We start from the raw sequence: 22,028 nt of genomic DNA, 5'->3' as shown, positions 1-22,028 counted from the left end.
AATTGATCGTGGTCATTAACATCTTCATAGCCTAAGATAATACCATAAACTCGTTGTGCCAACAATTGATGAACGGAATGAGCTACATAAGATGGATGGCGATGATCTTGAAAACACTTAGCGAATTTCTCTGTAATTCCCAGTTTTTTATCGCGCCTCAGCTATCCAAATAATTCCCGCATCTGACGTGATTAGTCCCCCATCAAAATTAGCTATTATTTCTTTTCCTTTCTGTTTGCCAAAGTCGATATTTTTATGATTTTTCCGAGAATAACTTGGGATCATTTGCTCAATTCAACTCGCTTTGTTTCAATAACTTTATTTTAGCAGATTTGATTATTTTTATCTAATATTTTTTTGTTTGATTTGTTATTCCTTTTTTAAAAATAAGCTGATTAATTGTTGTTTTTTTATCCACTCTTTGGGTGATAATCTTAACTTAAAATCTGACAACAGACTGTAGGACTTTTTAGGGGGCGATCGCACTGGTCAAACCCACTTCCTGTAAAGCTTCTGTGTTTTGCGATCGCAGATTTTGTGAGAAATACGGGGGTTGCCATCTCTTTCAGGATAAATAATTTCTGGTTTATTAAGGCTTTCTAACTATTGCGCTATAGTAAGACTCCCAAAAAGATAGCTGATTGTGAAGTCCTGAGTCAATTGTTAAGGAACCTCTACAAATCTTTTTTCGTTCTAGAACTCAGGGACAATCCCCCGTAAAATAGACAGGGGCATTCCTAACCAGACAAAAACTGGGTTCAATATGATAACCGGATGGTTGAGGAGTATAAAAGTTAGATGAATTTGTCTTTAACACTAAAGCAAACAGGACTTCCCTTATTGGTTTTAACCCTAGTGAGTACCATTAGCGCATTACCAGCGAAAGCACAAGTTAAGTTAAACCCTCCGCGCCCTGTTCAAGTGGTGCAGTCCGGTGATAAAGTAGATCAGGAGGCCTTAAAAAAGAAATCTGCTCAAGTCATTGAATTGTTGACTCAGGAAAAGTACGAAGACGCAAGACGTTTATTGAGCCGCGATTTGGCGATTGAATTAACGGCCGACCAGATGGCAGAGATTTGGGCGAATTTAATTGAGGTAACAGGCCCCGTCAAAAAAATTGTCGGTTATCGTGTCATTCCTACTATTAACGCCAATATTGTAGTAGTGGAAACGCAATTTAATAGTAAAACCGATGAATTTATCATCACCTTCAATCAACAAGGGGATATTGTCGGTGTTAATTTTCCCAATGTAGCCTCCGTTGATGAAATTGCCCAAATTGTTGTAAATGCTGTAGCCGCCAATGATTTTGCTCGGGCCAGAGGATACTTACACCCTACCCTCAAAACAGAAATTCTTCCCACGCGACTCCAAACCTCTTGGCAAAAAATTCAACAAGAAAGCGGACTCTTTGAACGTATAGATAACATAGATGTGCTTTCTAGTTCCAGCGTTGATCAATCAAATATTGTGGTGGTTGAGGCCAAATTCCAAAAGGGAATTAGAACATTTTTCTTTATATTCGATAACAATAGTCGAATTACTGGTATTGATCTTGCTCAGTAGTCTTATTTCCCTATTTTGGAGATAGTTAATCCATGCTAAACAAACCCGTCGTTTCCATTGAAGCCATTACCGCCAGAGAAATCTTAGACTCTCGCGGCCGTCCCACCATTGAAGCTGAAGTGCTGCTTGAAACAGGCGCGTTTGGTATCGCCCAGGTTCCCAGTGGGGCATCTACAGGAAGCTTTGAAGCCCACGAATTGCGCGATGAAGACCCCAAACGCTACGGTGGTAAAGGGGTTTTAACTGCGGTTCGTAACGTCAAAGAAAAAATTGCTCCCGAAGTCATCGGAATGGATGCTTTTGATCAAACCTCTATCGACCTGAAAATGATTGATCGGGATGGTTCTAGCAATAAGAAAGAATTAGGGGCCAATGCTATCCTAGCGGTTTCCCTAGCCACTGCTAAAGCCGCAGCCGATGAGTTGGCACTTCCCCTTTATCGTTATCTCGGTGGCCCCTTAGCCAATGTCTTACCTGTTCCCATGATGAACGTGATCAACGGGGGCAGTCATGCGGATAATAACGTAGACTTCCAAGAGTTTATGATTATGCCTGTAGGGGCTGATTCTTTTGGGGAAGGACTCAGATGGGGTGCAGAAGTGTTTGCTTCTCTCAGTAAGGTCTTAAAAGAACGGAAATTGCTGTCTGGAGTGGGTGATGAAGGGGGTTATGCCCCTAACTTGGGTTCTAACCAAGAAGCCCTAGATTTACTGATTGAAGCCATTGAAAAGGCGGGTTACAAACCAGGGGAACAAGTCGCTTTGGCCATGGATGTGGCCTCTAGTGAATTCTACAAGGAGGGGCAATATGTCTATGATGGTTCGGGCCACTCTCCTCAAGAATTTATTGATTATTTGGCGAAATTGGTGGATCAATACCCTATTATCTCTATTGAAGATGGGTTACAAGAGGATGACTGGGATAGCTGGAAAATTCTCACGGATACTTTGGGATCTCGCATTCAGTTAGTGGGAGATGATCTCTTTGTCACTAACCCCACCCGTCTGCAAAAAGGCATTGATCTAGGGGTGGGTAATAGCATCCTGATTAAGCTTAACCAAATTGGCAGCTTAACCGAAACCCTGGAAACCATTGCGTTAGCGACTCGTTATCAATATCGTTCGGTGATTTCTCATCGTTCCGGGGAAACGGAAGATACCACTATTGCTGACTTAGCAGTGGCCACCCGCGCAGGACAAATTAAAACGGGTTCTCTGTGTCGTAGTGAACGGGTTGCTAAGTATAACCGACTCTTACGCATTGAGGAAGAATTAGGCGATCGCGCCGTTTACGCCCCTAAAGTTGGACTAGGGCCTAAATAAATAAAGATTCATCCTTTTTTTAAAGTATAACCCGCCTTTTTAGGTGGGTTTATTTTTGATCGGCTTAAAATAATCGGTTCTACCGCAATTGAGGAAACATTATTAAGAATAATAGTCAATAAGATTTCCCTGTGTTTAAATGCTATTAGTTGTCAATAGGCGATAAAAAACGCTTAATTAGGAGGTTAAATGCAATCTATCAGGATTCTGACCGGAAGCTTATTAAGTATCTTTCTTAGTAGTGTCACAAGTCCAGCTTGGGCCGGTTACTTACAAACTAATCTTGTTGCGAATAATTCTTCCTTTGAGCCTCAAATTGTTGATCCTTTAGTACAAAATGCTTGGGGACTTTCCTTGCGTGCGGCGGGTTTGGGAGGACATTGGTGGGTCACAAATGCTAATACAGGAACAGTGACAACTTATGTTGGGGATGTTGGCGGAACCCCCCTATTCCAAGATGATTTACAATTTGTGACTATTCCCCCATCGCCAAATGCACCCCCAGAAACCCTATCAGAACCCACCGGTCAGTTTTTTAGTCCCCATTCATCAGATTTTGAGGTAACAATGCCTCTTGAACCAAATGATCCTGGTTCAGAGGTTATTACAGGGCCGGCTAGATTCTTCGCGGTAGAATTAGGGGGAACTCTCTCAGCTTGGACGGAAACCGAGGGAGGGACTAAGCGTCCGGTAGAATATTTGGTAGTGGCAGACAACTCCGAATTTGCTCCTCAAAATACGGATGCTGACCCTAGTAACGATAATTCAGCGATCTATTTTGGGATGACTGGGACGACTTTACCCAGTAATAATCGGTTGTTTGCGGCTGATTTTGATGATACCCCAGGGATTCATGTTTGGGATAAGGACTTTAATGATGTAACGTCAAGTTTTCCTTTTATTAATCCGTTTAGCAGTGATTATGCTCCTTTTAATATAGAACAGTTGGATGGCACTCTTTATGTGGCTTATGCTAAACAAAGTGGGACTCCAGGGGAAGAAGAAACGGGTCTAGGATTTGGTGGATTAGCTCAGTTTGATATTAATGGTAATCTACTCAATATTTGGGAAACTCCTGAAACTTCAAGGAATTTGTTAAATGCACCTTGGGGAATGGCTATCGCGCCTGACGATTTTGGAGAATTGAGTAATGCGTTGTTAGTCGGTAACTTTCGAGATGGTCGTATTGTGGGGTTTGATCAAACGACCAGGGAAGCGATCGGATATCTTGAAGATACCAGAGGTAATCCGCTTGAAATTGACGGACTTTGGGATTTATCCTTTGGCAATGGTGAAAGCCTAGGGGAAGCGAATCATCTGTACTTTGCCGCAGGGCCAAATGATGAAACTGATGGTTTGTTTGGTTCTCTGCAATCCGTTCCTGAACCCACAACGGGGTTACTGACTTTTTTGGGTGTAACAGGAATTGCATGGGTTAGTAAGATCACTAAGAAGCGTTCTTAAAATTAGCCCAACATTAAGGGAAGATAGTTTATTTCTCAGTCTCAAACCGCTTCCCTGTCTCCTTTTTAAAGAATTTTCCTCAAGGGCTTTCCTTCCCGGAGAAAATCTGTTAAGATAATTTAAGAGTACAAAAGGGCAAACCAGTATCCAATCAATTATCCCTAGCCAAACGGCTATGTCACAGGATTAGCTTGGTTTTTCGCCCTAGTGGAAGATAAGGGGTAAAACCAAATAATACATGGGCAACAAGCCAACAATTGCAATTTCCCACCTCGGATGTGAGAAAAATCGCATTGATTCAGAACATATGCTAGGCTTGCTAACACAAGCGGGCTACTCAGTGGATGCTAACGAAGAATTAGCTGATTACGTTATAGTCAATACCTGTAGCTTTATTCAGGAAGCAAGACAAGAGTCCGTTCGGACTTTAGTGGAACTAGCAGAAGCCAACAAAAAGATTATCATTTCTGGTTGTATGGCTCAGCATTTCCAAGGGGAATTACTCGAAGAATTACCCGAAGCTGTGGCCTTAGTGGGAACAGGAGACTATCAAAAAATTGTTGACATCATTCAACGGGTAGAAACCGGAGAAAGAGTCACAGAAGTCTCTCAAAATCCTGAATTTATTGCCGATGAAACCATACCCCGCTACCGTACAACTAACGAAGGCGTGGCCTATTTAAGAGTCGCTGAAGGGTGTGATTACCGTTGCGCTTTTTGTATTATTCCCCATCTCCGAGGGAATCAGCGATCGCGTTCCATCGAATCAATTGTCATAGAAGCCCAACAATTAGTTGATCAAGGGGTTCAAGAGATCATTCTCATCTCCCAGATTACCACTAATTATGGCTTAGACCTTTACGGGGAACCGAAACTGGCTGAACTAATTCGGGCTTTAGGAAAAGTTGATATTCCTTGGATTCGCATTCATTATGCTTATCCCACGGGATTAACCCCCAAAGTCATCGCAGCCATTCAGGAAACCCCTAATATTTTACCCTATCTCGATTTACCCTTACAACATTCCCATCCTGAGATTTTAAAAGGGATGAATCGTCCCTGGCAAGGACAGGTCAACGACAAAATCATTGAACAACTCAAAACAGCAATTCCTGATGCCATTTTAAGGACTACATTTATTGTCGGATTTCCAGGGGAAACAGAAGCACATTTTGAGCATTTAGTCAACTTTGTCGAACGTCACGAATTCGATCATGTAGGAGTCTTTACCTTTTCTCCTGAAGAAGAAACCCCTGCGTATAAGATGGATAATCAAGTGCCGTCAGAAATTGCTCAAGAAAGATTTGATTATTTAATGGAAAAACAGCAGCCCATTTCCCTCAAGAAAAATCAAGCTTATATTGGTCAAACAGTGGAGGTATTAATTGAACAAGAAAACCCAAAAACAGCCAAATATATTGGGCGTTCAGCCAGATTTGCTCCTGAAGTTGACGGGCTAGTTTATGTTGAAGGAGAAGCCCAGTTAAATTCAATTATCCCCGTTCAAATTACCGATGCGAATATCTATGATCTCTATGGAACAGTTGTCTAAATGACAAAATCCCTGTCAGTAAAAACATCAGTTGAAACAAATTGTAACTTATGCTAACATAAGCCAAAATATTGAGCAGTTTAAGAACCCTTTATCCTGATTCTAACTGCATCACACTGATACTATTAACCTCAAAGTAAACTTACAACGTAACATTTCTTATGACCATTTCTTTCCAAGACCTAGGCCTTTCTGATGTCCGCGCTAAGCAATTAGAAACCCTTGGGTTTGAGCAACCTACCGAAATTCAAACAAAAGCAATTCCTTTAGTTTTAGAAGGCCATGATATCTTAGGGCAGTCTCAAACAGGAACAGGAAAAACCGCCGCCTATTCCTTGCCTATCCTTGAAAAAATTGACATCAAAAATCCCAATGTTCAGGCTCTAATTTTAACCCCCACCCGTGAACTAGCGCAACAGGTAGCAGAAGCGTTAAAAGACTTTTCCATAGAACGCCGACTCTACATCTTAACGGTTTATGGTGGTCAGTCCATTGAACGGCAAATGCGTAGCTTAGAAAGAGGGGTACACATTGTTGTCGGAACTCCAGGACGGGTCATTGATTTATTAGAACGGAAAAAACTGGTCTTAGATTGCTTGCGCTGGGCCGTTCTTGATGAAGCAGATGAAATGCTCAGCATGGGCTTTATTGACGATGTGAAGACGATTTTAAAGAAAACCCCAGATACTCGTCAGACAGTCTGTTTTTCTGCTACTATGCCTAGAGAAATTCGGGAATTAGTCAGTCAATTTCTGAAATCTCCCGTTACCGTAGCCGTAGAACAAACCCAAGCGGCCCCCACCAAAATTGACCAACACCTCTATGCAGTTCCGAGAGGATGGTCAAAACTCAAAGCTTTGCAGCCTATTCTGGAAATAGAGTCCCCTGAGTCTGCCATTATTTTTGTACGGACTAAACAAACCGCCTCTGAATTAACCAGCAAATTACAAGAAGTGGGTCATAGCGTAGATGAATATCATGGCAACCTCAGTCAGTCCCAACGAGAACGGTTAGTGCATCGCTTCCGAGAAGGAAAAATTCGGTTAGTCGTTGCGACAGATATTGCAGCGCGGGGCTTAGATGTGGAAAACTTAAGTCATGTTATTAACTATGACTTACCCGATAACAGTGAAACCTATATTCACCGTATTGGTCGGACCGGACGGGCCGGGAAGACAGGAACCGCTATTTCTATCGTGGAACCTGTTGATCGTCGCATGGTGCGTCAAATTGAACGGCGTGTGCGTCAACAGTTAGAAACCAGTCAAATTCCCAGTCGTTCTCAGGTAGAAGCGAAACGCTTAGAAAAATTGCAAACCCGGATTAAAGACTCTTTGGCCGGGGAACGGATGGCTTCTTTCTTGCCTTTGGTAAGAGAATTAAGTGCTGAATATGATCCCCAGGCGATCGCAGCAGCAGCCTTACAGATGATTTACGATCAAGATTGTCCTAATTGGATGAAGACTGATTGGGAAGTGCCAGACGATACTTCGGCTAAACCCTTGATTAAACGTAAGCCTAACAAAAATAGCTCGAAGCATAACCGTCATTCTGAACGGAGTGGCGGCGATCGCAAAATCGTGATCCATCAACAAGGACGTTAAGCCATAAGTTAAGCGTATGTAGTTGAGTATACCTCCTGTTAGAATTAAAATTCTGGCGGGGGGTTTGTTTTAGTTACTTACAAATTAAGATTAAAGCTTCACGAATGGTATTACCAAACTCCCAACTACTCTCAGGACTAATATCGATCGCAACTCCTTGAGAGGCAATTTCTTGAGAAACAATGTCCCCTGATGCACTAACCGTGGTTGCTTCTAAAATATTCACTGTATCCGAACCACAAGTTCCCTTATAATTGGTGGTGCGGGTATTGCCATCGGATTGTTGATAAGCAATCGTAAAAATCAGGTTATCTGGGGTTTTTTTCTTTAATTTTACGGTGTAAGTAATATCGTTTTGGTTAAAGGTCATTTCAGGTTTTGCTAACAGGGGATTTATTACAGCATTTATCCCTAATACAGCAAAAATTAATGTTACATGAGAACCGAAATATTTGAGCTTTGGTCTATTAATATATAAAAAATCAATTGAGAAAGTTTTCTTAATTTTCATGGTTTATTGAAAAAAGTAATAATCCAAAGGCTACCTCATTATAGTCTCAATTTATGATGAATTTTGTCAAACTTTAATAATTCTCTGCTTTGGTAGCAACTTAGTACATTCATTCCACAAAATTTGCATCATGTCCGACTACTTAGCCTTAACTTTATCTATCTTTAACCTGATATTGTTATGATATAAAAAAATAATCTTGACAGATAATAACCATGAAAATCCTAGTTTTAAATGCCGGATCAAGTAGTCAAAAAAGTTGTTTATATGACCTCAGTGAAACAGCTTTACCTGAACAACCAATAGAACCTATATGGCAAGCAATGATTGATTGGACAGTCTCCGAGGGTCAAGGAATTTTGACGGTTAAATCAAACAAAATCAAACAAAAAATTACCTTACAATCAGAGCATAAAAGTCAAGATATTGCTCAAATGCTTAACACATTAATTCAGAAAGAAACTAAAGTTATTAATAATTTTTCTGACATTAATATTGTTGGTCATCGGGTAGTTCATGGGGGAATAAACTATTCGGAGGCCACTAGAATTACCCCAGAAGTAAAAGCAACAATTAAAGATTTAATTCCCCTAGCTCCTAATCATAATCCTGCCCATCTCCAAGGAATTGAAGCCATAGAAACCATACTAGGAAATGTCCCTCAAGTTGCAGTATTTGACACGGCTTTTCATCATAGAATACCTGTTGAAAATGCCGCTTATCCCATACCTTACGAATGGTTAGCTAAAGAAATTCGTCGCTATGGATTTCATGGAATTAGTCATCAATATTGTGCGAAACGGGCTGCTCAAATCCTAAATAAACCCCTATCTTCCTTGAAATTAATCACCTGTCATTTAGGCAATGGCTGTTCTTTAGCTGCGATAAAAGACGGAATAAGTATTGATACAACTATGGGATTTACTCCCCTAGAAGGATTAATGATGGGAACCCGTAGCGGCTCAATTGATCCCGCTATTTTGATTTATTTAATGCGGGAATATCAATACACCCCGGAGCAATTAAATACGATGTTAAATAAAGAATCAGGGTTAAAAGGAATCTCCGGTATTTCTGCTGATGTAAGAGCCATTTTTCAAGGCATCAAAGAAGGAAATGAACAAGCAAAATTAGCCCTTGATATGTATGTTCATCGACTGCGATCGCAGATTGGTTCCATGTTAGCAGTTTTAGGGGGATTAGATGTTTTAATTTTTACCGCAGGGGTAGGAGAAAATGCCGCCATAATCAGAGAAAAAGCCTGTGAATCCTTTGGCTTTTTAGGTTTAAAATTAGATCAAGAAAAAAATGAATCCTCTCCCGTTGATGTCGATATTGCTACTATTGATTCAACCGTGAGAATTTTGGTGATTCATACCGAAGAAGATTGGGCGATCGCCGAAGAATGTTGGCATTTGTATCAATTGTATCAATGAGCCAGCTAGGTTGTGAAATTTCTTTACAATTGGGCCAATTGTGTTACTATTTTGGGTGATTGACTCATGAACATATTTATGCAGCGTTCAAACAATCAACCTTGGTGGAGGAGTTTACAGGAGTGAAAAACCAAATGCCAGATACACAGCTATCCAAAAAAGTACACAGAAGTACCTTTGATCCCATACGCATCGGTGTGATTGGAGTGGGTAACATGGGACAACATCATACCCGTATCCTAAGTTTACTCAAAGATGTGGAATTTATCGGCATCTCCGATGTTAATGTAGAACGAGGGATTGACATTGCCAGTAAATATAGGGTTCGTTTTTTTGAACATTATCTCGACTTACTGCCCCATGTAGATGCGGTTTGTATCGCCGTTCCCACCCGTTTACATCATCCTGTCGGAATGGACTGTTTACGGGCCGGTGTTCACACCCTGATTGAAAAGCCCATCGCCGCTAGTATTGCCGAAGCGGAGTCTTTAGTCAATGCTGCTGCTTCTTCCAACGGTATTCTACAAGTGGGACATATTGAACGGTTTAACCCTGCTTTCCAAGAACTCAGTAAAGTTCTGAAAACAGAAGAAGTCCTGGCCTTAGAAGCGCACCGCATGAGTCCTTATTCCCAAAGGGCCAATGATGTTTCTGTGGTGTTAGACTTAATGATCCATGATATTGACCTATTGTTGGAATTAGTAGGATCACCCGTCATCAAATTAACCGCCAGTGGTAGTCGTGCGTCTGACTCTGGTTATTTAGATTATGTCACAGCGACCCTAGGGTTTGCCAATGGTATTGTAGCCACCTTGACTGCGAGTAAAGTCACCCACCGCAAAATTCGCCGTTTAGCAGCCCATTGTAAAAACTGTTTAACTGAGGCAGATTTCCTCAATAATGATATTTTAATTCACCGACAAACTACCGCTAACTATAGCACTGATTATGGTCAAGTATTATACCGTCAAGATGGACTGATCGAGAAAGTTCATACCACTAAAATTGAACCCCTTCATGCGGAATTAGAGCATTTTGTCCATTGTGTCCGAGGAGGTGATCAGCCTTCTGTTGGGGGAACTCAGGCCCTGAAAGCCTTACGGTTAGCCAGTTTAATTGAACAAATGGCCCTAGATGGTCAGGTTTGGCAGCAACCGGAGGTTAACTATCAATATCTTAATCCCTCCCAAGTCAGTGTTTCTTAAGGAAATTAGGGAAGAAGGTTGGCCTTTTTCCCTCCTTTTATTGGAGATTTTGACATCGAGCCTTGGGTACGGCAGGTCATGTCGGAACCTCGCTTCGACTGCGCTCAGCGAGCGGAGCCGAGCTGAACGCTTCAGGAGATTTGTCCTCTACTTTTGTTGGAGAAATCCTGCATCAGCAAGACGGGTCGTTGATTGAAGACTCCCCGCACCTTTAGGTGCGGGGAGTGTCAAAGAAGATAATCTGATTCCTGACTCCAAAACCTACGCAGTATTGCAACCCAACCTACAAGATCAGTGATCGCACACTAAACGATTGTCCGATTAATTCAAAGTCTTTGGTTTCTTGATTTTTTAGCTTGGCTCGAATCTGGGCAAATTGTCTGACAACTTTGGGTTTATATAATCGTTCACCGCATTTTAAACAGACTTCTGCTTCTACTTGAACAATGGCTGTATTTACCCCACCTTTGAGAAGTTTTTCAACTTGTTTAGTGGTCAATTCTCCTTGACAATTAGGACATTTTTTCGGCTTTTCCATCAATATCTCCTTATTTTTCCATTAATCCACTTTTTGGGATCAGGTCGATATACCGTAACTAAAATAGCTGTGTCTGTTTCTTGATCATAATCCCAGACGCTATGAATCGGCTCAGTTGCGAAGTTTTCCCATAGATTAGGCAGCGTGGATAGGGTTGATGATGAGGATAGTTTTCTATAATTTCGCCATACAGCACAGAATGATAAATTTCATCGAAAGACAATTGATCTTCTTCAGCTTCTTCATCTGCATGGTCGGTAATCCAAAATCGATAATCAAGAATTGCCTCAATAATATGCTTTAGATTCATTGATTATAAAATTCAATACTGCTTAATCTAATTTGTTGTTACATCTTGTGAAATGATTGGACGACCATCTTTTAAATCTAAAATGCGACTGACAGCAATGCGATCGCCTGGTTTCACCCCAGAAATAACCTGATAAGATTGACCTTGAATTGCCCCTACTTTCACCGGAATTTGTTTAGCAATTAAACTATCCTTGGATTTTCCCTCTTGGGCCACATAGACAAATTTTTGTCCACCTAAACTGGTAACGGCAGTCGTAGGAACTAAAACCCCTGGTTGGGTATCCCAAATCACCCTAGCTCGCACATATTGTCTATCCCGTAAGCTACCATCATTAGGAAAGGTCATTTTTACAAGAATAGATTGAGCGTTTTGTTCCACTAAAGATGCGATAAAAGTGATACTTCCCCGAACCCCAGGACTACCATCAGTCTTAATAATTTCTACCGGAAGCCCCTTCTTGATGCGATCGCGGTTTTCTGTGGGAATATTCACATTCAAGAAAAAGACTTGATTATCTGTCACGGTAGTGATGGTTTCACCCACATTAACATTATCGCCAATTTTATGAGTATTAAAAGCACCCACCACCCCATTGATGGGAGAAGTCAGGAAATTATAGTCTAAGGTAACAGCAGTTGACCCCTGTTGTCCCTGAGCTTGGGTAATAGCAGATTGACGACTATCCACATTGGCAAAGGATTGATCTACCCTTCTCTCCGCCGCTACAAAATTCTGTTGAGCCGCTTTTAAAGCTTGAGCAGAAGCATCACGGGTTTTCTTTTGAGATTTTAATTGAGACTGAGTAGCATTTAAGGTGCGTGTCGCTTCATCAAGACTTTCTTTCGTCACCACATCTTCTGATTCTAAGAATTTCGCCCGCCCAAAATTTTTCTCAGCCAAAATCAATTCCGCTTCTACCCGTTGCACATCTGCTTCCGTACCGGCCAAAGTTGCTCTGGCATTTTCCACATTGGCCCTAGCTTGATCTCGTTCCGCTTCTCGTTGCCGAAATTCCGCTTCTGCTGCCCGTAAATCGGCTCTTGCTACATTCAAACTCCCGGTGGCTGCTGCTAATTGTTCTTTTTGCTGTTGGGGTTCAATTTCTATCAGTCTCTGTCCCTGACGCACAGTGTCCCCCTCCCCGACCAAAATACTGACAATGCGCCCATTAGTACGACTGGGGGCTAAGTCTACCCTCTGTCTAGCTTCGAGGTATCCGACAAAGGCACTACTATTAACCAAGGTGGCAGTTTGGAGGGTTTGTAGTTGTACGGGAAGGGCTTGAGGGGCGGTTGCTTGGGGGGTTTCTGTACCACACCCTGTCACTAAGGAGGAAATCATTAAAATGGTTCCGAGCCATTTTTGAGAAGATTGAAGATGTTTGTCTGCCATTGCTCTGATGATTGCTGAAGTGATTTAGAATTTAACAGAAGAAACCGAACTTTCCCTTGAAGTTTTTTTAAGGTTGATAATTAAGGGGTTTTCTGGGGTCAGAATAGGTGACAATACGACACTCTACCATTCTTTGGGTGAGGGCTGTATAATTCAGTCTTCCCCCGGTAATTTGGTATTCTGAACGAGGGTTAGGGAGATGTCCCATGGGCGCATCTAAACTGTAGTCGAGATTTTGTTTAAAGGCTACCCATTGACCATCTTTACGCCATCCCACTCTTGTGCCAAAATCATCGTAAGCATCGCTGGCTAATAAGCGTCCCGGTTTGTTTCCGGTTTCAACAAAAATGGAAAATTGAACACTAAAGCCAAATCTTCCCTGAGAATATTGTTTCCATAGCTCATCAATAGTTTTTAAGTCCCAACAGGGCATTTGGGCAATATCGTCACGGGACATCCAACCCTGTTGATCTCGCTTAATCGACTGTAAGATTAAGGTATTGGTGATTTCATTGGCTTTGAGCCATTCTTGCCTTTCTAAGCGGCTCCGCAGGAGGGTGAAATCAACTCCCGTTTCTGGTGAAATTAAGGATTGATCCTTTTTCGGCATTTCTTGGGCCGAAATAGGTGATAGGGAAATCCAACTAAAGATAAATGCTAACAACAGTTTATGGAATGGGCCCGTCATTTTCATCATAAAAATACAATAAGGTTTCAAAAATTTTATCGTCAATATTGTTCCTAGCAGTTATTTTAACCTACCTTTGCATTAAGCTGATTAAGAAAAAAGTGTCTTTTGGCAATTTTTCGCTACCCATGATAACGTAAAGACGTTCTTTTTTTGTATGTATCGATGCGCCTATTTTTTGGACTCGTTTTAGGAACTTTTTTGTTGGTAGTTGCGATCTCATTTAAGAGTTTTCCAACTTATGCTACCTCTAACCCCACTCAAGATTATGCTCAATATCTCTGGGAGGTTCATCATCAGGAACGACCTGAACCTACTGGTATTTTAACTCAATTACCAGCTAAGGATGATGTTGTCACCGAGGAAATGGTCAGTTATGGCAACCTAGGGGGAAAACCGATCAATGGTTATTTAGCGTCCCCGACAAAAAGCGATCGCCCTTTACCTGGAATTATCATCATTCATGAATGGTGGGGACTCAATGACAATATTAAAGCTATGACGCGGCAAATTGCGGCTCAAGGCTATAATGCTTTAGCGGTCGATCTTTATGAAGGAGAATTCGCTGACACCCCAGAAAAAGCCAGAGAATTAGTTACCAATGCTCAAAATAATAGCGATCGCCTTAAGCAAAATCTGACCTTAGCTTATCAGTATTTAGAACAAAGGCAAAAGTCCCCAAAAATTGCCTCTCTGGGTTGGTGTTTTGGAGGCAGTTGGTCTTTGAAAACTGCTTTATTATTCCCCGATCAACTTGATGCTACGGTGATTTATTATGGAGGAGAATTAGAAACAAATCCCGAAGTTTTAAAACCGTTACAAATGCCGATTTTAGGGATTTTTGGAGAATTGGATCAGCGGCCTTCTCCTGAAACGGTGAAATCTTTTGAAACTGCCTTAAAATCTCTAAATAAACAAGCTGAGATCTATATATATTCTAATGCGGATCATGCTTTTGCTAATCCATCAGGACAACGATATAATCCAGAGGCTGCTATGGATGCTTGGGAAAAAACCTTACAATTTCTCTCAAAATATCTTAACTAATAAGTAACACAGGCATACTTCGGCCGGCTCAGTACAAGTCCTGCCTGTTACAAATAGATATTTTTTGATGAGATATAATCGATCTTCAACAATTGACAATGAACAATGGACAATTGACAATTACCTCTACCTTTTAGGTAGAGGATTGAAAATAAGGAAAAATTTTTTAATTTCTCCCCTTAAAAGAGGAGGTTTTAAACCAAATTAACCAATTGTCAATTGTCAATTGTCAATTGTCCATTGATAAAATTAGCCTCCTAACAGACATCAACAGGGGTTATTAAGTTATTTTTCCCAAACTTTCTTCATTAATTACACCAAAAGTAATAAAATAACAAGGTTATCGGTTTGTTCCCTGTGACAACCGAAATAGGGCTGTAAAATGACTTGGACTAGACATCATGTTTTGGGGTTAGCTGACTGGGTAAAGGATGAATACGATACCCTATTACAAACGGCCTCTAGTTTCCGTGAAGTGTTATCTCGACGCACGAAAAAGGTTCCGGCCCTTCAGGGACTGGTAGTAACAAATATGTTTTTTGAACCCTCTACCCGTACCCGTAGCAGCTTTGAATTAGCGGCCAAACGTCTCTCTGCTGATATCTTAAATTTTGCCCCAGGAAGTTCTTCTTTGACTAAGGGAGAAACCATTTTAGATACGGCTAAAACTTATCTGGCCATGGGAACAAATATCATGGTAATTCGCCATAAAGAGGCAGGAGTTCCCCAGGCGATCGCAGCAGAAATGGATCGTTTAGACACAGGGGTTAGTATCCTCAATGCGGGGGACGGACAACATGAACATCCCTCCCAAGGGTTATTAGATTTATTTACTATCTGTTCTTTATTAGATTGTGATAAACCTCGATTAGAGTTATTAAATGGCAAAAAAATTGCTATTGTTGGAGATATTTTACACTCCAGGGTTGCCCGTTCTAATATTTGGAGTTTAACAGCAGCAGGGGCTAATGTCCATTTAGTGGGGCCACCAACTTTAGTTCCTGAATGGTTTAAAGGGATGAAAAATGAGTCTCATTCTGGGGAATTATTCTTACATTGGGAATTAGAACCTGCTTTAGAAAAGGCAGATTTTGTTATGACTTTGCGCTTACAAAAGGAACGGATGACGGATTATTTGTTACCGAGTTTACGGGAGTATCATCAACTTTATGGGATTACTCGAAATCGCTTAGAATTATGTCATCCTGATGTTAAAATACTTCATCCTGGGCCGGTTAATCGTGGGGTAGAAATTAGTTCTGATTTGATGGATGATCCTCAATTTAGTTTAATTCAACAACAGGTTACAAGTGGTATTGCTGTGAGAATGGCTTTATTATTTTTGATTGGGACTTCTTCTGAAATGGTTGATAATTAATCTTAAATCACTCAAAATAATATATGTGTATTATTCTTGACTCAATATGTGGAGAATTAGACTAATTACAGCGAAATGCTACTTATAGTCTGTAGATTTTTATGGCTTAGTAATGGTTAGTTTCTTGTATGAAGCATCAACCACGAAAACAATTGGGTAATAATATTAGACAACTTCGGACAAACCTAGGACTCTCACAAGAACAGTTAGCTGAAAAAGCTGATTTGCATCGTACCTATATCGGTGCTGTGGAACGCGGTGAGCGCAATGTGAGTTTAGATAATATTCTTGCTATTGCTCGCGCTCTTGGTGTTTCAGCAAGTAACTTATTAGAGGGTGTAGAATAATGTTTACGTCTCCCTACGAAGGTTATCCAGAACAGGAATGGCTAGGAATTACTCAACAATTAGTCAATGATTTTCCGCTTTCAAATGAAGTCTTAATTTCAATTGTAGAGTCTGCATGGGAAGATATTTATTCTTCTAGTTTAGGTAGTTCTCAACTAAAAATCGGTCAAGATATTTTCTTACCTGCTCAAGCAACAGGGGTAATTTTAGAAAAATTAATTGCTATGATCTTGGTTAATCAATATGATGGATGGCGAGGTAGCCAGGCAAAACACGAAAAAGATATTGTGTGTAGTTTTAATGATCGCTATTCATTTGAAATTAAAACATCATCTAGTAAAAGTGGATTATATGGTAATAGAAGTACAGGTCATCGATCAGATAATCGCTTAAAATATAGAACAGGCTATTATTTAGTGATTAATTATAAGTTACCAACGGAAGATGATCTAAACCGTCAAATCTGGAAAATTCGTTTTGGTTGGATTGATGATGAAGACTGGTTAGGTCAAAAGAAACCGACAGGACAACAAGCATCTATCGGTGCAAAATTAGCTAGTTTAAAGTTAATCACACTTAAACATTATCCGTGACAATCTCAAATAATTTTCCCTGTTTAATTGTTTGTTGTTCCTCAAAACGAATATTTTTAATTCTCTCTATAGCAATATTTATGTAATCTTTATTAATTTCAAAACCGATTACCTTACGACCACTTTTAATTGCTGCTTCTACGGTTGATCCAGAACCCAAAAAAGGATCAAAAACAATATCGCCTACATGACTACTTGCTAAAATAATCCGAGTAACTAATTGAATGGGAAATTGTGCCGGATGGGGGGTTCTTTCTTGAGAACTTCTATTTTTTCCTGATGTTACTTTTGGTATTTGCCAAACATCTGTCGGATTTTTCCCTTTGATATTACATTTTAATTTACCATTCTTTTTCTGATTAGGATATTTAACATTTGGATCACGGATATCATCTAAATTAAAAATATAATTTTTAGGATCTTTAACATACCAAAGAAATTTTTCATTTCGAGGAGAAAAAAACAATTTTCCTGCAACTCCTGCCCCATAATTCCAGATAATTTCTTGTATTAAATAAAAAGGAACTCTATCCCAAATTAAATAAGGAATCGGAATTGCTTTAGCTTGGTTAGGAATTGATAAATATCCCAAATTTAACCAAAATGCACCATTCAATGATGTACAAAAATACACTTGATTAATCCATTTAGCCATCCATTCAATATAATCATCTAAACACAATACAGATTCATATTCTTTTCCAATATTATAGGGAGGAGATGTAATAGTTAAAGATAAAGATTCTTTAGGTAGAAAATTCATCAATTCTAAAGAATCCCCATGATAAATTAAGATATCCTTATCTTCATAGATAGGCTTTCCTAGAAACGATTGAAAGCGATATAAATCCATACAACACGATCCCCCTCTGAATAAATGCTACTTATTGTCATCATAGCGATAGAATAACTCTCAGTCAATGTTGATATTATTTTGCTGAAACCTTATTGTAGGTATCAACAACCGTTAACCCCTACTTTCCCGTAGCAGTATAAGTTATCCACCAATTTGAGACATGGTACGTTGATAAATTCCTGTTTCGGTTCCTGAGTCCCTTTGTTTATAATTAATCTCTGGTTTAATATGTAATAAATGAGCAACTTTTTCTTTTATTTCTGTTGTATCAGTTCCCTGTCTTAAGAGGGTTTTTAAATCAATTTGTCCCGTTTCATTTAATAAGCAAGGCCGTAACCAACCATCCGCAGATAAACGCATTCGGTTACAGCGATCGCAGAAACATTCAGACATCTGACTAATAAATCCTAATGTTCCTTTTGAACCTGGTATTTTAAAGACATCTGCGGGGCCATTTCCTTTAATATTACTCTCCATTAATCCCCATTTATCTCGTATTTTTTGTCTTATTTCTTCTGAGGGAACCCAAGCGTTATCGCTGAATAATTCGGCATTACCAATGGGCATAAATTCAATAAAACGGATGTGCCAATTTCGTTCTATACTTAAGGCGGCTAAGTCTTCGATTTCGTTTTCATTGACCCCAGGAATGACAACTACATTTAATTTTAAGGGGTCAAAACCGACTTGATAAGCGGTTTGAATGCCATTCCATGTTTGTTGCCAAATCCCCCTTTTATTGTAACCGATAATTGTCTCAAATGTCTCTGGTTTTAAGGAATCTAAACTAATATTAATTCGTTTTAATCCTGCATTATATAAATCTTGGGCCATGGATGATAATAAAAACCCATTGGTAGTCATTGATAGGTCTTCGGTTGCGGGTAAAGCGGCTATATCCTGAACTAAATCTACCACACCAGGGCGTAATAATGGTTCTCCTCCTGTGAGGCGAAATTTAGTAAATCCTAGGGGAATAAATACGGTTTTTAGTAAGGTAATTATTTCCTCATGGGTGAGTAATTCTTGACGCAAAATATAATCTAATTCTGCTCCTTGAGGTAGACAGTATTGACAGCGAAAGTTACAACGATCAATTAAACTAATACGGAGATAATCAACTTGATTCATGGGGAAGTTTCTCGAAAAAAATTGGGCTTTAATTAATTAGGATTCAGGAATAATAATTCCGTCATTTTCTTCTAATTTACGAATAATGGTTGACGGGTTTATTTCACTGGGTTTAAAAATGGAATCTAAGGCTTCATTTAGAGTTTTTGCCATGATAATTTGATTTTCATAAACAACAATAACTCTCGCTAAAGTTGGTAAACTATTTTGTTCAGCTTCTAGATAAAGAGGTTCTACATAAAGTAAAGATTGTTCAGTAAAAAAGGGAATAACTAAAAGGTTTCCTTGAATTACTCTTGATCCTTGACGATTCCAGAGAGAAATTTGTTGAGAAATTACGGGATCTTGGTTGATCAATGCTTCAACTTGTTCGGGCCCATAAATAACCCGTTGTTTTGGTAATTGAAATAATAACATCTTACCATAATTATCCCCATCAGAACGAGCAAATAATCCGGCAATTAAATTATTGCGACTGGTGGGAGTATAAACCGTAAAAAGCATAAATTCTTGAGCATCATTAGTGAGACTCATTAATAAATAATATGGCTCAATGGGTTGTTGTTTTTCTCCATAAATTTCTTGAGGAATACGCCATTGATCTTCTCGATTATAAAACACTTGAGGATCGCCCATGTGATAGGTTAATAAACGTTCTGACTGGGTGTTAAATAAGTCTTTAGGGTAACGAATATGGGCTTTTAGGGTTGAAGGCATTTCCGTCAAATCTGTAAACAAATTGGGAAAGATTTCAGACCAAGATTGAGTCAGAGGATCACTGGGATCGACAATATAAAAATTCATGTCTCCATTGTAAGCATCAATGACAATTTTGACAGAATTACGAATATAATTAAAATTGCGATCGCCAGGATCAGAATAGGGATAACGATCACTGGTTGTATAGGCATCAATTATCCAGTAAAGGGTTGTTTTCTTGGGTGAATTACTATCATTTTTAACCTCGGCAGTGACTAAATAAGGATCACGATCAAAGCGAAGAAAAGGGGCTAATTTACGAATACGATGGTTAATATTACGACGAAATATTAATCGAGTGTCCCCTGTAAAATTGCGAGTAAATAACATTTGCCAATCTTTGAGATAAGCAGCAAATAGTAATCGTTTTCCCCAAGATCCAATATTAATCCCACCCCGACCATCATAAACATTATAGACATTATCTTGACCGCTAGGATAGTCTAATTCTTTGACCTCTGTATTGGTCATAATATAAGTATCAGTAGATTCTCCAAAATAGATGCGAGGGTTATCAATGGGAATACTATCTCGAATTAAAGAACTAGCAGTTTGTAGTTCTCCTTCGTTGCTTTCTGTGCCAATATTTTGGACAAAATAGAAGGGTAAACCACCTTGATCAACTCGGTTTACGGGAGAGAGAGTAAAGCCATAACCATGGGTATAAATTAAATGTTGGTTCACCCAAGTTTTTGCTTGTTGCGGCACTGCATTATAGTCTAATTCTCTAGGGGCAATTAATACCTGTTGTTTGGCAGTAATTGGTTTTTGTCCGTCTATTTCTGTGGAAATTGTATAACGATCAATATCAGCATCCAGGAATTTATAATAAAGACGAATTTGTTGTAATTGGCGATTAGTTTCTAGCAGTGGACGAGAATCCCAAAGACGGATATTATTAATTGTTAAACGGTTTTTTTCTAGATCTTTATCTGTTAAAGTTCCGGTGCCATTAAAGGTTTCAATTGAAATTTTATCTAAATCAAAAGCACGACGGGTTAAGGCAATAGTGCGTTCAATATAAGGTTGTTCTCTGGCTAATTCATTGGGTTCTACCACAAAACTTTGAACCCCTTCTGTGATGAATAAAATAGATAAAAGAATGGTTAAATATAAGATGAAGGGAAGGCGTGAAAAAGGAAGACGGGGTAAAGCCGAATATTTAAGCGAACCTTTGGGATATTTTCCCCATCCGGTGATACCTTTAATGAATAACCAAAAAGCAATAGATATCGCTGCGATCGCGGCCATAGTATCAAGGGGTAATGCAACATGAACATCCGTATAACTTGCCCCGAAAACTACGCCCCGTGTAGAGTATAAAAGTTGATAACGGGCTAACCAATGATACAATCCTACAATGGACATTAAGAAACTGCCCAAGATATATAAATGGCAAAGTTGGTCACGGGAAAACCCAGGAAATTTACCTTGAGAGAGACTTTTTCCTGATAATAAATAAATCAAACTAACAGCAATAAACCCATAAAGAAAGAGTCCCCCTAACCAAAAATTGAGTAATTCCCAAAAAGGCAATTTAAACACATAAAAACTAAGATTTCGACCAAATTGAGGATCAACTTCACTAAAAGGAGTAGACTGAAAATATTGCAAAATTCTTGTCCAATTTCCTGATAAAACTAAGCCAAAGACTAAACTAAAAAGGATAGCCATTGTCTTTAGCCAAAATTGGGGATTAATGAGCATAAAAATGATAATCCCTGCGACAACTCCCAATTTCAAAAGATGTTTACTCAGTTGAGACAACAGTTCAGGAACAGAGTTAAAAAAGAAGGGAGAGGGAAGGGGTGGAGTAATATTAGGTAAAGTCAGGTCAGGAGTCCAAACAGTATAGGCCACTTGACTGTAATAAATTAACATTAACCCCATCAGTCCTCCTAACCCAAAGACCACTAGCAGCAACCCAAATAATTTGATAGGTCGAGATTCAGGAAATACTTGTGAGGAGGGTTTGGCCCGTTCTCGTCGCCGTTTTTTGGCGGATGGGGGGGTTTCTGGAACCCCATTCCATTGAAGAATTTTCGCTTGATGTAAATTCCCCCATAAAAACCAGAGGGAAAAGCTGGTGGTCACTCCCCAGAGGGCAAACTGACAAAATAACCGCTTAAGATAGGTTCCTAAATATCCAATTTCTTGAAACCATAATCCTTCAATAATGACATGGGATAATGCTTCAAAACCTAACCAGACTCCGATCAGAAGACTGATTAATTTAATTAGGGGATGGGTTAATAATTTGACCATGGGAGGTGTGAGGGTGTAAGGAATTTAGGCAGATTTGTAGGGGAAAACGGCCGTCTTCCCT

At 39.6% G+C, this 22,028-nt stretch carries 20 protein-coding genes and 1 pseudogene; 11 read left to right on the top strand and 10 right to left on the bottom strand.

Annotated elements, in window-relative coordinates:
* Together VB691_RS19305 and VB691_RS19300 are read right to left on the bottom strand one after the other, a co-directional pair.
* Nucleotides 1-285: pseudogene (locus VB691_RS19305) on the bottom strand (transposase); the annotation flags it as partial.
* 149 nt (nucleotides 286-434) lie between these two features.
* A complete protein-coding gene (locus VB691_RS19300; RefSeq protein ID WP_323293155.1) occupies nucleotides 435-560 on the bottom strand; it encodes a hypothetical protein in 126 nt (41 codons plus the stop codon).
* 238 nt (nucleotides 561-798) lie between these two features.
* Between VB691_RS19300 and VB691_RS19295 the strand changes: the two genes are divergently transcribed.
* From VB691_RS19295 to VB691_RS19275, 5 genes are all read left to right on the top strand, one after another.
* A complete protein-coding gene (locus VB691_RS19295) occupies nucleotides 799-1,566 on the top strand; it encodes a DUF3887 domain-containing protein (RefSeq protein WP_323293154.1) in 768 nt (255 codons plus the stop codon).
* A gap of 32 nt (nucleotides 1,567-1,598) precedes the next feature.
* Nucleotides 1,599-2,888 (top strand): phosphopyruvate hydratase, encoded by a 1,290-nt coding sequence (gene eno, locus VB691_RS19290; RefSeq protein WP_323293153.1) that lies wholly within the window; start codon nucleotides 1,599-1,601, stop codon nucleotides 2,886-2,888.
* Nucleotides 2,889-3,077: 189 nt separating this feature from the next.
* On the top strand, nucleotides 3,078-4,352 hold the full coding sequence (locus VB691_RS19285) for a TIGR03118 family protein (RefSeq protein WP_323293152.1): 1,275 nt from the start codon (nucleotides 3,078-3,080) through the stop codon (nucleotides 4,350-4,352).
* 238 nt (nucleotides 4,353-4,590) lie between these two features.
* Nucleotides 4,591-5,904, top strand: coding sequence for a 30S ribosomal protein S12 methylthiotransferase RimO (gene rimO / locus VB691_RS19280; protein WP_323293151.1), 1,314 nt, complete (start codon nucleotides 4,591-4,593; stop codon nucleotides 5,902-5,904).
* Nucleotides 5,905-6,065: 161 nt separating this feature from the next.
* On the top strand, nucleotides 6,066-7,508 hold the full coding sequence (locus VB691_RS19275) for a DEAD/DEAH box helicase (RefSeq protein ID WP_323293150.1): 1,443 nt from the start codon (nucleotides 6,066-6,068) through the stop codon (nucleotides 7,506-7,508).
* Between the two features lie 73 nt (nucleotides 7,509-7,581).
* On the opposite strand, the gene VB691_RS19270 is transcribed toward VB691_RS19275, so the two are convergent.
* Nucleotides 7,582-8,019, bottom strand: coding sequence for a hypothetical protein (locus VB691_RS19270; protein WP_323293149.1), 438 nt, complete (start codon nucleotides 8,017-8,019; stop codon nucleotides 7,582-7,584).
* Between the two features lie 215 nt (nucleotides 8,020-8,234).
* On the opposite strand from VB691_RS19270, the gene VB691_RS19265 reads away from it, so the two are divergent.
* Both VB691_RS19265 and VB691_RS19260 read left to right on the top strand, forming a co-directional pair.
* The gene (locus VB691_RS19265; protein ID WP_323293148.1) at nucleotides 8,235-9,455 is read left to right on the top strand and encodes an acetate kinase; all 1,221 of its coding nucleotides are present in this window, start codon (nucleotides 8,235-8,237) and stop codon (nucleotides 9,453-9,455) included.
* A gap of 134 nt (nucleotides 9,456-9,589) precedes the next feature.
* On the top strand, nucleotides 9,590-10,660 hold the full coding sequence (locus VB691_RS19260) for a Gfo/Idh/MocA family oxidoreductase (protein WP_323293147.1): 1,071 nt from the start codon (nucleotides 9,590-9,592) through the stop codon (nucleotides 10,658-10,660).
* Nucleotides 10,661-10,943: 283 nt separating this feature from the next.
* Here the strand turns inward: VB691_RS19260 and VB691_RS19255 are convergent, their stop codons facing one another.
* From VB691_RS19255 to VB691_RS19240, 4 genes are all read right to left on the bottom strand, one after another.
* The gene (locus VB691_RS19255) at nucleotides 10,944-11,198 is read right to left on the bottom strand and encodes a YgiT-type zinc finger protein (RefSeq protein WP_323293146.1); all 255 of its coding nucleotides are present in this window, start codon (nucleotides 11,196-11,198) and stop codon (nucleotides 10,944-10,946) included.
* Between the two features lie 58 nt (nucleotides 11,199-11,256).
* Nucleotides 11,257-11,508, bottom strand: coding sequence for a DUF4258 domain-containing protein (locus VB691_RS19250; RefSeq protein ID WP_323293145.1), 252 nt, complete (start codon nucleotides 11,506-11,508; stop codon nucleotides 11,257-11,259).
* Between the two features lie 27 nt (nucleotides 11,509-11,535).
* Nucleotides 11,536-12,903 (bottom strand): efflux RND transporter periplasmic adaptor subunit, encoded by a 1,368-nt coding sequence (locus tag VB691_RS19245; RefSeq protein ID WP_323293144.1) that lies wholly within the window; start codon nucleotides 12,901-12,903, stop codon nucleotides 11,536-11,538.
* Nucleotides 12,904-12,970: 67 nt separating this feature from the next.
* A complete protein-coding gene (locus VB691_RS19240) occupies nucleotides 12,971-13,600 on the bottom strand; it encodes a GUN4 domain-containing protein (RefSeq protein ID WP_323293143.1) in 630 nt (209 codons plus the stop codon).
* A 156-nt stretch (nucleotides 13,601-13,756) separates the two neighbouring features.
* Here VB691_RS19240 and VB691_RS19235 point away from each other — a divergent pair, with 156 nt between their 5' ends.
* From VB691_RS19235 to VB691_RS19220, 4 genes are all read left to right on the top strand, one after another.
* Nucleotides 13,757-14,638: a dienelactone hydrolase family protein gene (locus tag VB691_RS19235; protein WP_323293142.1), complete on the top strand. Its 882-nt coding sequence runs from the start codon at nucleotides 13,757-13,759 to the stop codon at nucleotides 14,636-14,638.
* A 382-nt stretch (nucleotides 14,639-15,020) separates the two neighbouring features.
* Nucleotides 15,021-16,016, top strand: coding sequence for an aspartate carbamoyltransferase catalytic subunit (locus VB691_RS19230; protein ID WP_323293141.1), 996 nt, complete (start codon nucleotides 15,021-15,023; stop codon nucleotides 16,014-16,016).
* A gap of 128 nt (nucleotides 16,017-16,144) precedes the next feature.
* Entirely contained in the window at nucleotides 16,145-16,363 is a 219-nt protein-coding gene (locus VB691_RS19225) for a helix-turn-helix transcriptional regulator (protein ID WP_323293140.1), read from the top strand.
* Nucleotides 16,363-16,956 carry a ScaI family restriction endonuclease gene (locus tag VB691_RS19220; RefSeq protein ID WP_323293139.1) on the top strand — a complete coding sequence of 198 codons (594 nt, stop codon included), beginning with the start codon at nucleotides 16,363-16,365 and terminating at the stop codon, nucleotides 16,954-16,956. Before VB691_RS19225 ends, VB691_RS19220 begins: the two co-directional genes overlap by 1 nt.
* On the opposite strand, the gene VB691_RS19215 is transcribed toward VB691_RS19220, so the two are convergent.
* The 3 genes from VB691_RS19215 to VB691_RS19205 all read right to left on the bottom strand — a co-directional run bounded on the left by VB691_RS19215 (nucleotide 16,940) and on the right by VB691_RS19205 (nucleotide 21,967).
* Nucleotides 16,940-17,809: a site-specific DNA-methyltransferase gene (locus VB691_RS19215; RefSeq protein ID WP_323293138.1), complete on the bottom strand. Its 870-nt coding sequence runs from the start codon at nucleotides 17,807-17,809 to the stop codon at nucleotides 16,940-16,942. The genes VB691_RS19220 and VB691_RS19215 overlap by 17 nt on opposite strands.
* Before the next feature lie 144 nt (nucleotides 17,810-17,953).
* The gene (gene moaA, locus VB691_RS19210) at nucleotides 17,954-18,943 is read right to left on the bottom strand and encodes a GTP 3',8-cyclase MoaA (protein ID WP_323293137.1); all 990 of its coding nucleotides are present in this window, start codon (nucleotides 18,941-18,943) and stop codon (nucleotides 17,954-17,956) included.
* Nucleotides 18,944-18,979: 36 nt separating this feature from the next.
* Entirely contained in the window at nucleotides 18,980-21,967 is a 2,988-nt protein-coding gene (locus VB691_RS19205) for a UPF0182 family protein (RefSeq protein WP_323293136.1), read from the bottom strand.
* Nucleotides 21,968-22,028: the final 61 nt, after the last annotated feature.

Source organism: Crocosphaera sp. XPORK-15E, from assembly GCF_034931425.1.
Classification (GTDB): domain Bacteria; phylum Cyanobacteriota; class Cyanobacteriia; order Cyanobacteriales; family Microcystaceae; genus UHCC-0190.
The sequence above is the reverse complement of the archived record's forward strand: the minus strand, read 5'-3'. Positions and strand labels throughout refer to the sequence as shown.

Excerpts from the sequence above, each read along its gene's own strand:
- VB691_RS19300 (WP_323293155.1), bottom strand. The coding sequence starts at position 560 with ATGGCAACCCCCGTATTTCTCACAAAATCTGCGATCGCAAAACACAGA.
- VB691_RS19295 (WP_323293154.1), top strand. The coding sequence starts at position 799 with ATGAATTTGTCTTTAACACTAAAGCAAACAGGACTTCCCTTATTGGTT.
- eno (WP_323293153.1), top strand. The coding sequence starts at position 1,599 with ATGCTAAACAAACCCGTCGTTTCCATTGAAGCCATTACCGCCAGAGAA.
- VB691_RS19285 (WP_323293152.1), top strand. The coding sequence starts at position 3,078 with ATGCAATCTATCAGGATTCTGACCGGAAGCTTATTAAGTATCTTTCTT.
- rimO (WP_323293151.1), top strand. The coding sequence starts at position 4,591 with ATGGGCAACAAGCCAACAATTGCAATTTCCCACCTCGGATGTGAGAAA.
- VB691_RS19275 (WP_323293150.1), top strand. The coding sequence starts at position 6,066 with ATGACCATTTCTTTCCAAGACCTAGGCCTTTCTGATGTCCGCGCTAAG.
- VB691_RS19270 (WP_323293149.1), bottom strand. The coding sequence starts at position 8,019 with ATGAAAATTAAGAAAACTTTCTCAATTGATTTTTTATATATTAATAGA.
- VB691_RS19265 (WP_323293148.1), top strand. The coding sequence starts at position 8,235 with ATGAAAATCCTAGTTTTAAATGCCGGATCAAGTAGTCAAAAAAGTTGT.
- VB691_RS19260 (WP_323293147.1), top strand. The coding sequence starts at position 9,590 with ATGCCAGATACACAGCTATCCAAAAAAGTACACAGAAGTACCTTTGAT.
- VB691_RS19255 (WP_323293146.1), bottom strand. The coding sequence starts at position 11,198 with ATGGAAAAGCCGAAAAAATGTCCTAATTGTCAAGGAGAATTGACCACT.
- VB691_RS19250 (WP_323293145.1), bottom strand. The coding sequence starts at position 11,508 with ATGAATCTAAAGCATATTATTGAGGCAATTCTTGATTATCGATTTTGG.
- VB691_RS19245 (WP_323293144.1), bottom strand. The coding sequence starts at position 12,903 with ATGGCAGACAAACATCTTCAATCTTCTCAAAAATGGCTCGGAACCATT.
- VB691_RS19240 (WP_323293143.1), bottom strand. The coding sequence starts at position 13,600 with ATGATGAAAATGACGGGCCCATTCCATAAACTGTTGTTAGCATTTATC.
- VB691_RS19235 (WP_323293142.1), top strand. The coding sequence starts at position 13,757 with ATGCGCCTATTTTTTGGACTCGTTTTAGGAACTTTTTTGTTGGTAGTT.
- VB691_RS19230 (WP_323293141.1), top strand. The coding sequence starts at position 15,021 with ATGACTTGGACTAGACATCATGTTTTGGGGTTAGCTGACTGGGTAAAG.
- VB691_RS19225 (WP_323293140.1), top strand. The coding sequence starts at position 16,145 with ATGAAGCATCAACCACGAAAACAATTGGGTAATAATATTAGACAACTT.
- VB691_RS19220 (WP_323293139.1), top strand. The coding sequence starts at position 16,363 with ATGTTTACGTCTCCCTACGAAGGTTATCCAGAACAGGAATGGCTAGGA.
- VB691_RS19215 (WP_323293138.1), bottom strand. The coding sequence starts at position 17,809 with ATGGATTTATATCGCTTTCAATCGTTTCTAGGAAAGCCTATCTATGAA.
- moaA (WP_323293137.1), bottom strand. The coding sequence starts at position 18,943 with ATGAATCAAGTTGATTATCTCCGTATTAGTTTAATTGATCGTTGTAAC.
- VB691_RS19205 (WP_323293136.1), bottom strand. The coding sequence starts at position 21,967 with ATGGTCAAATTATTAACCCATCCCCTAATTAAATTAATCAGTCTTCTG.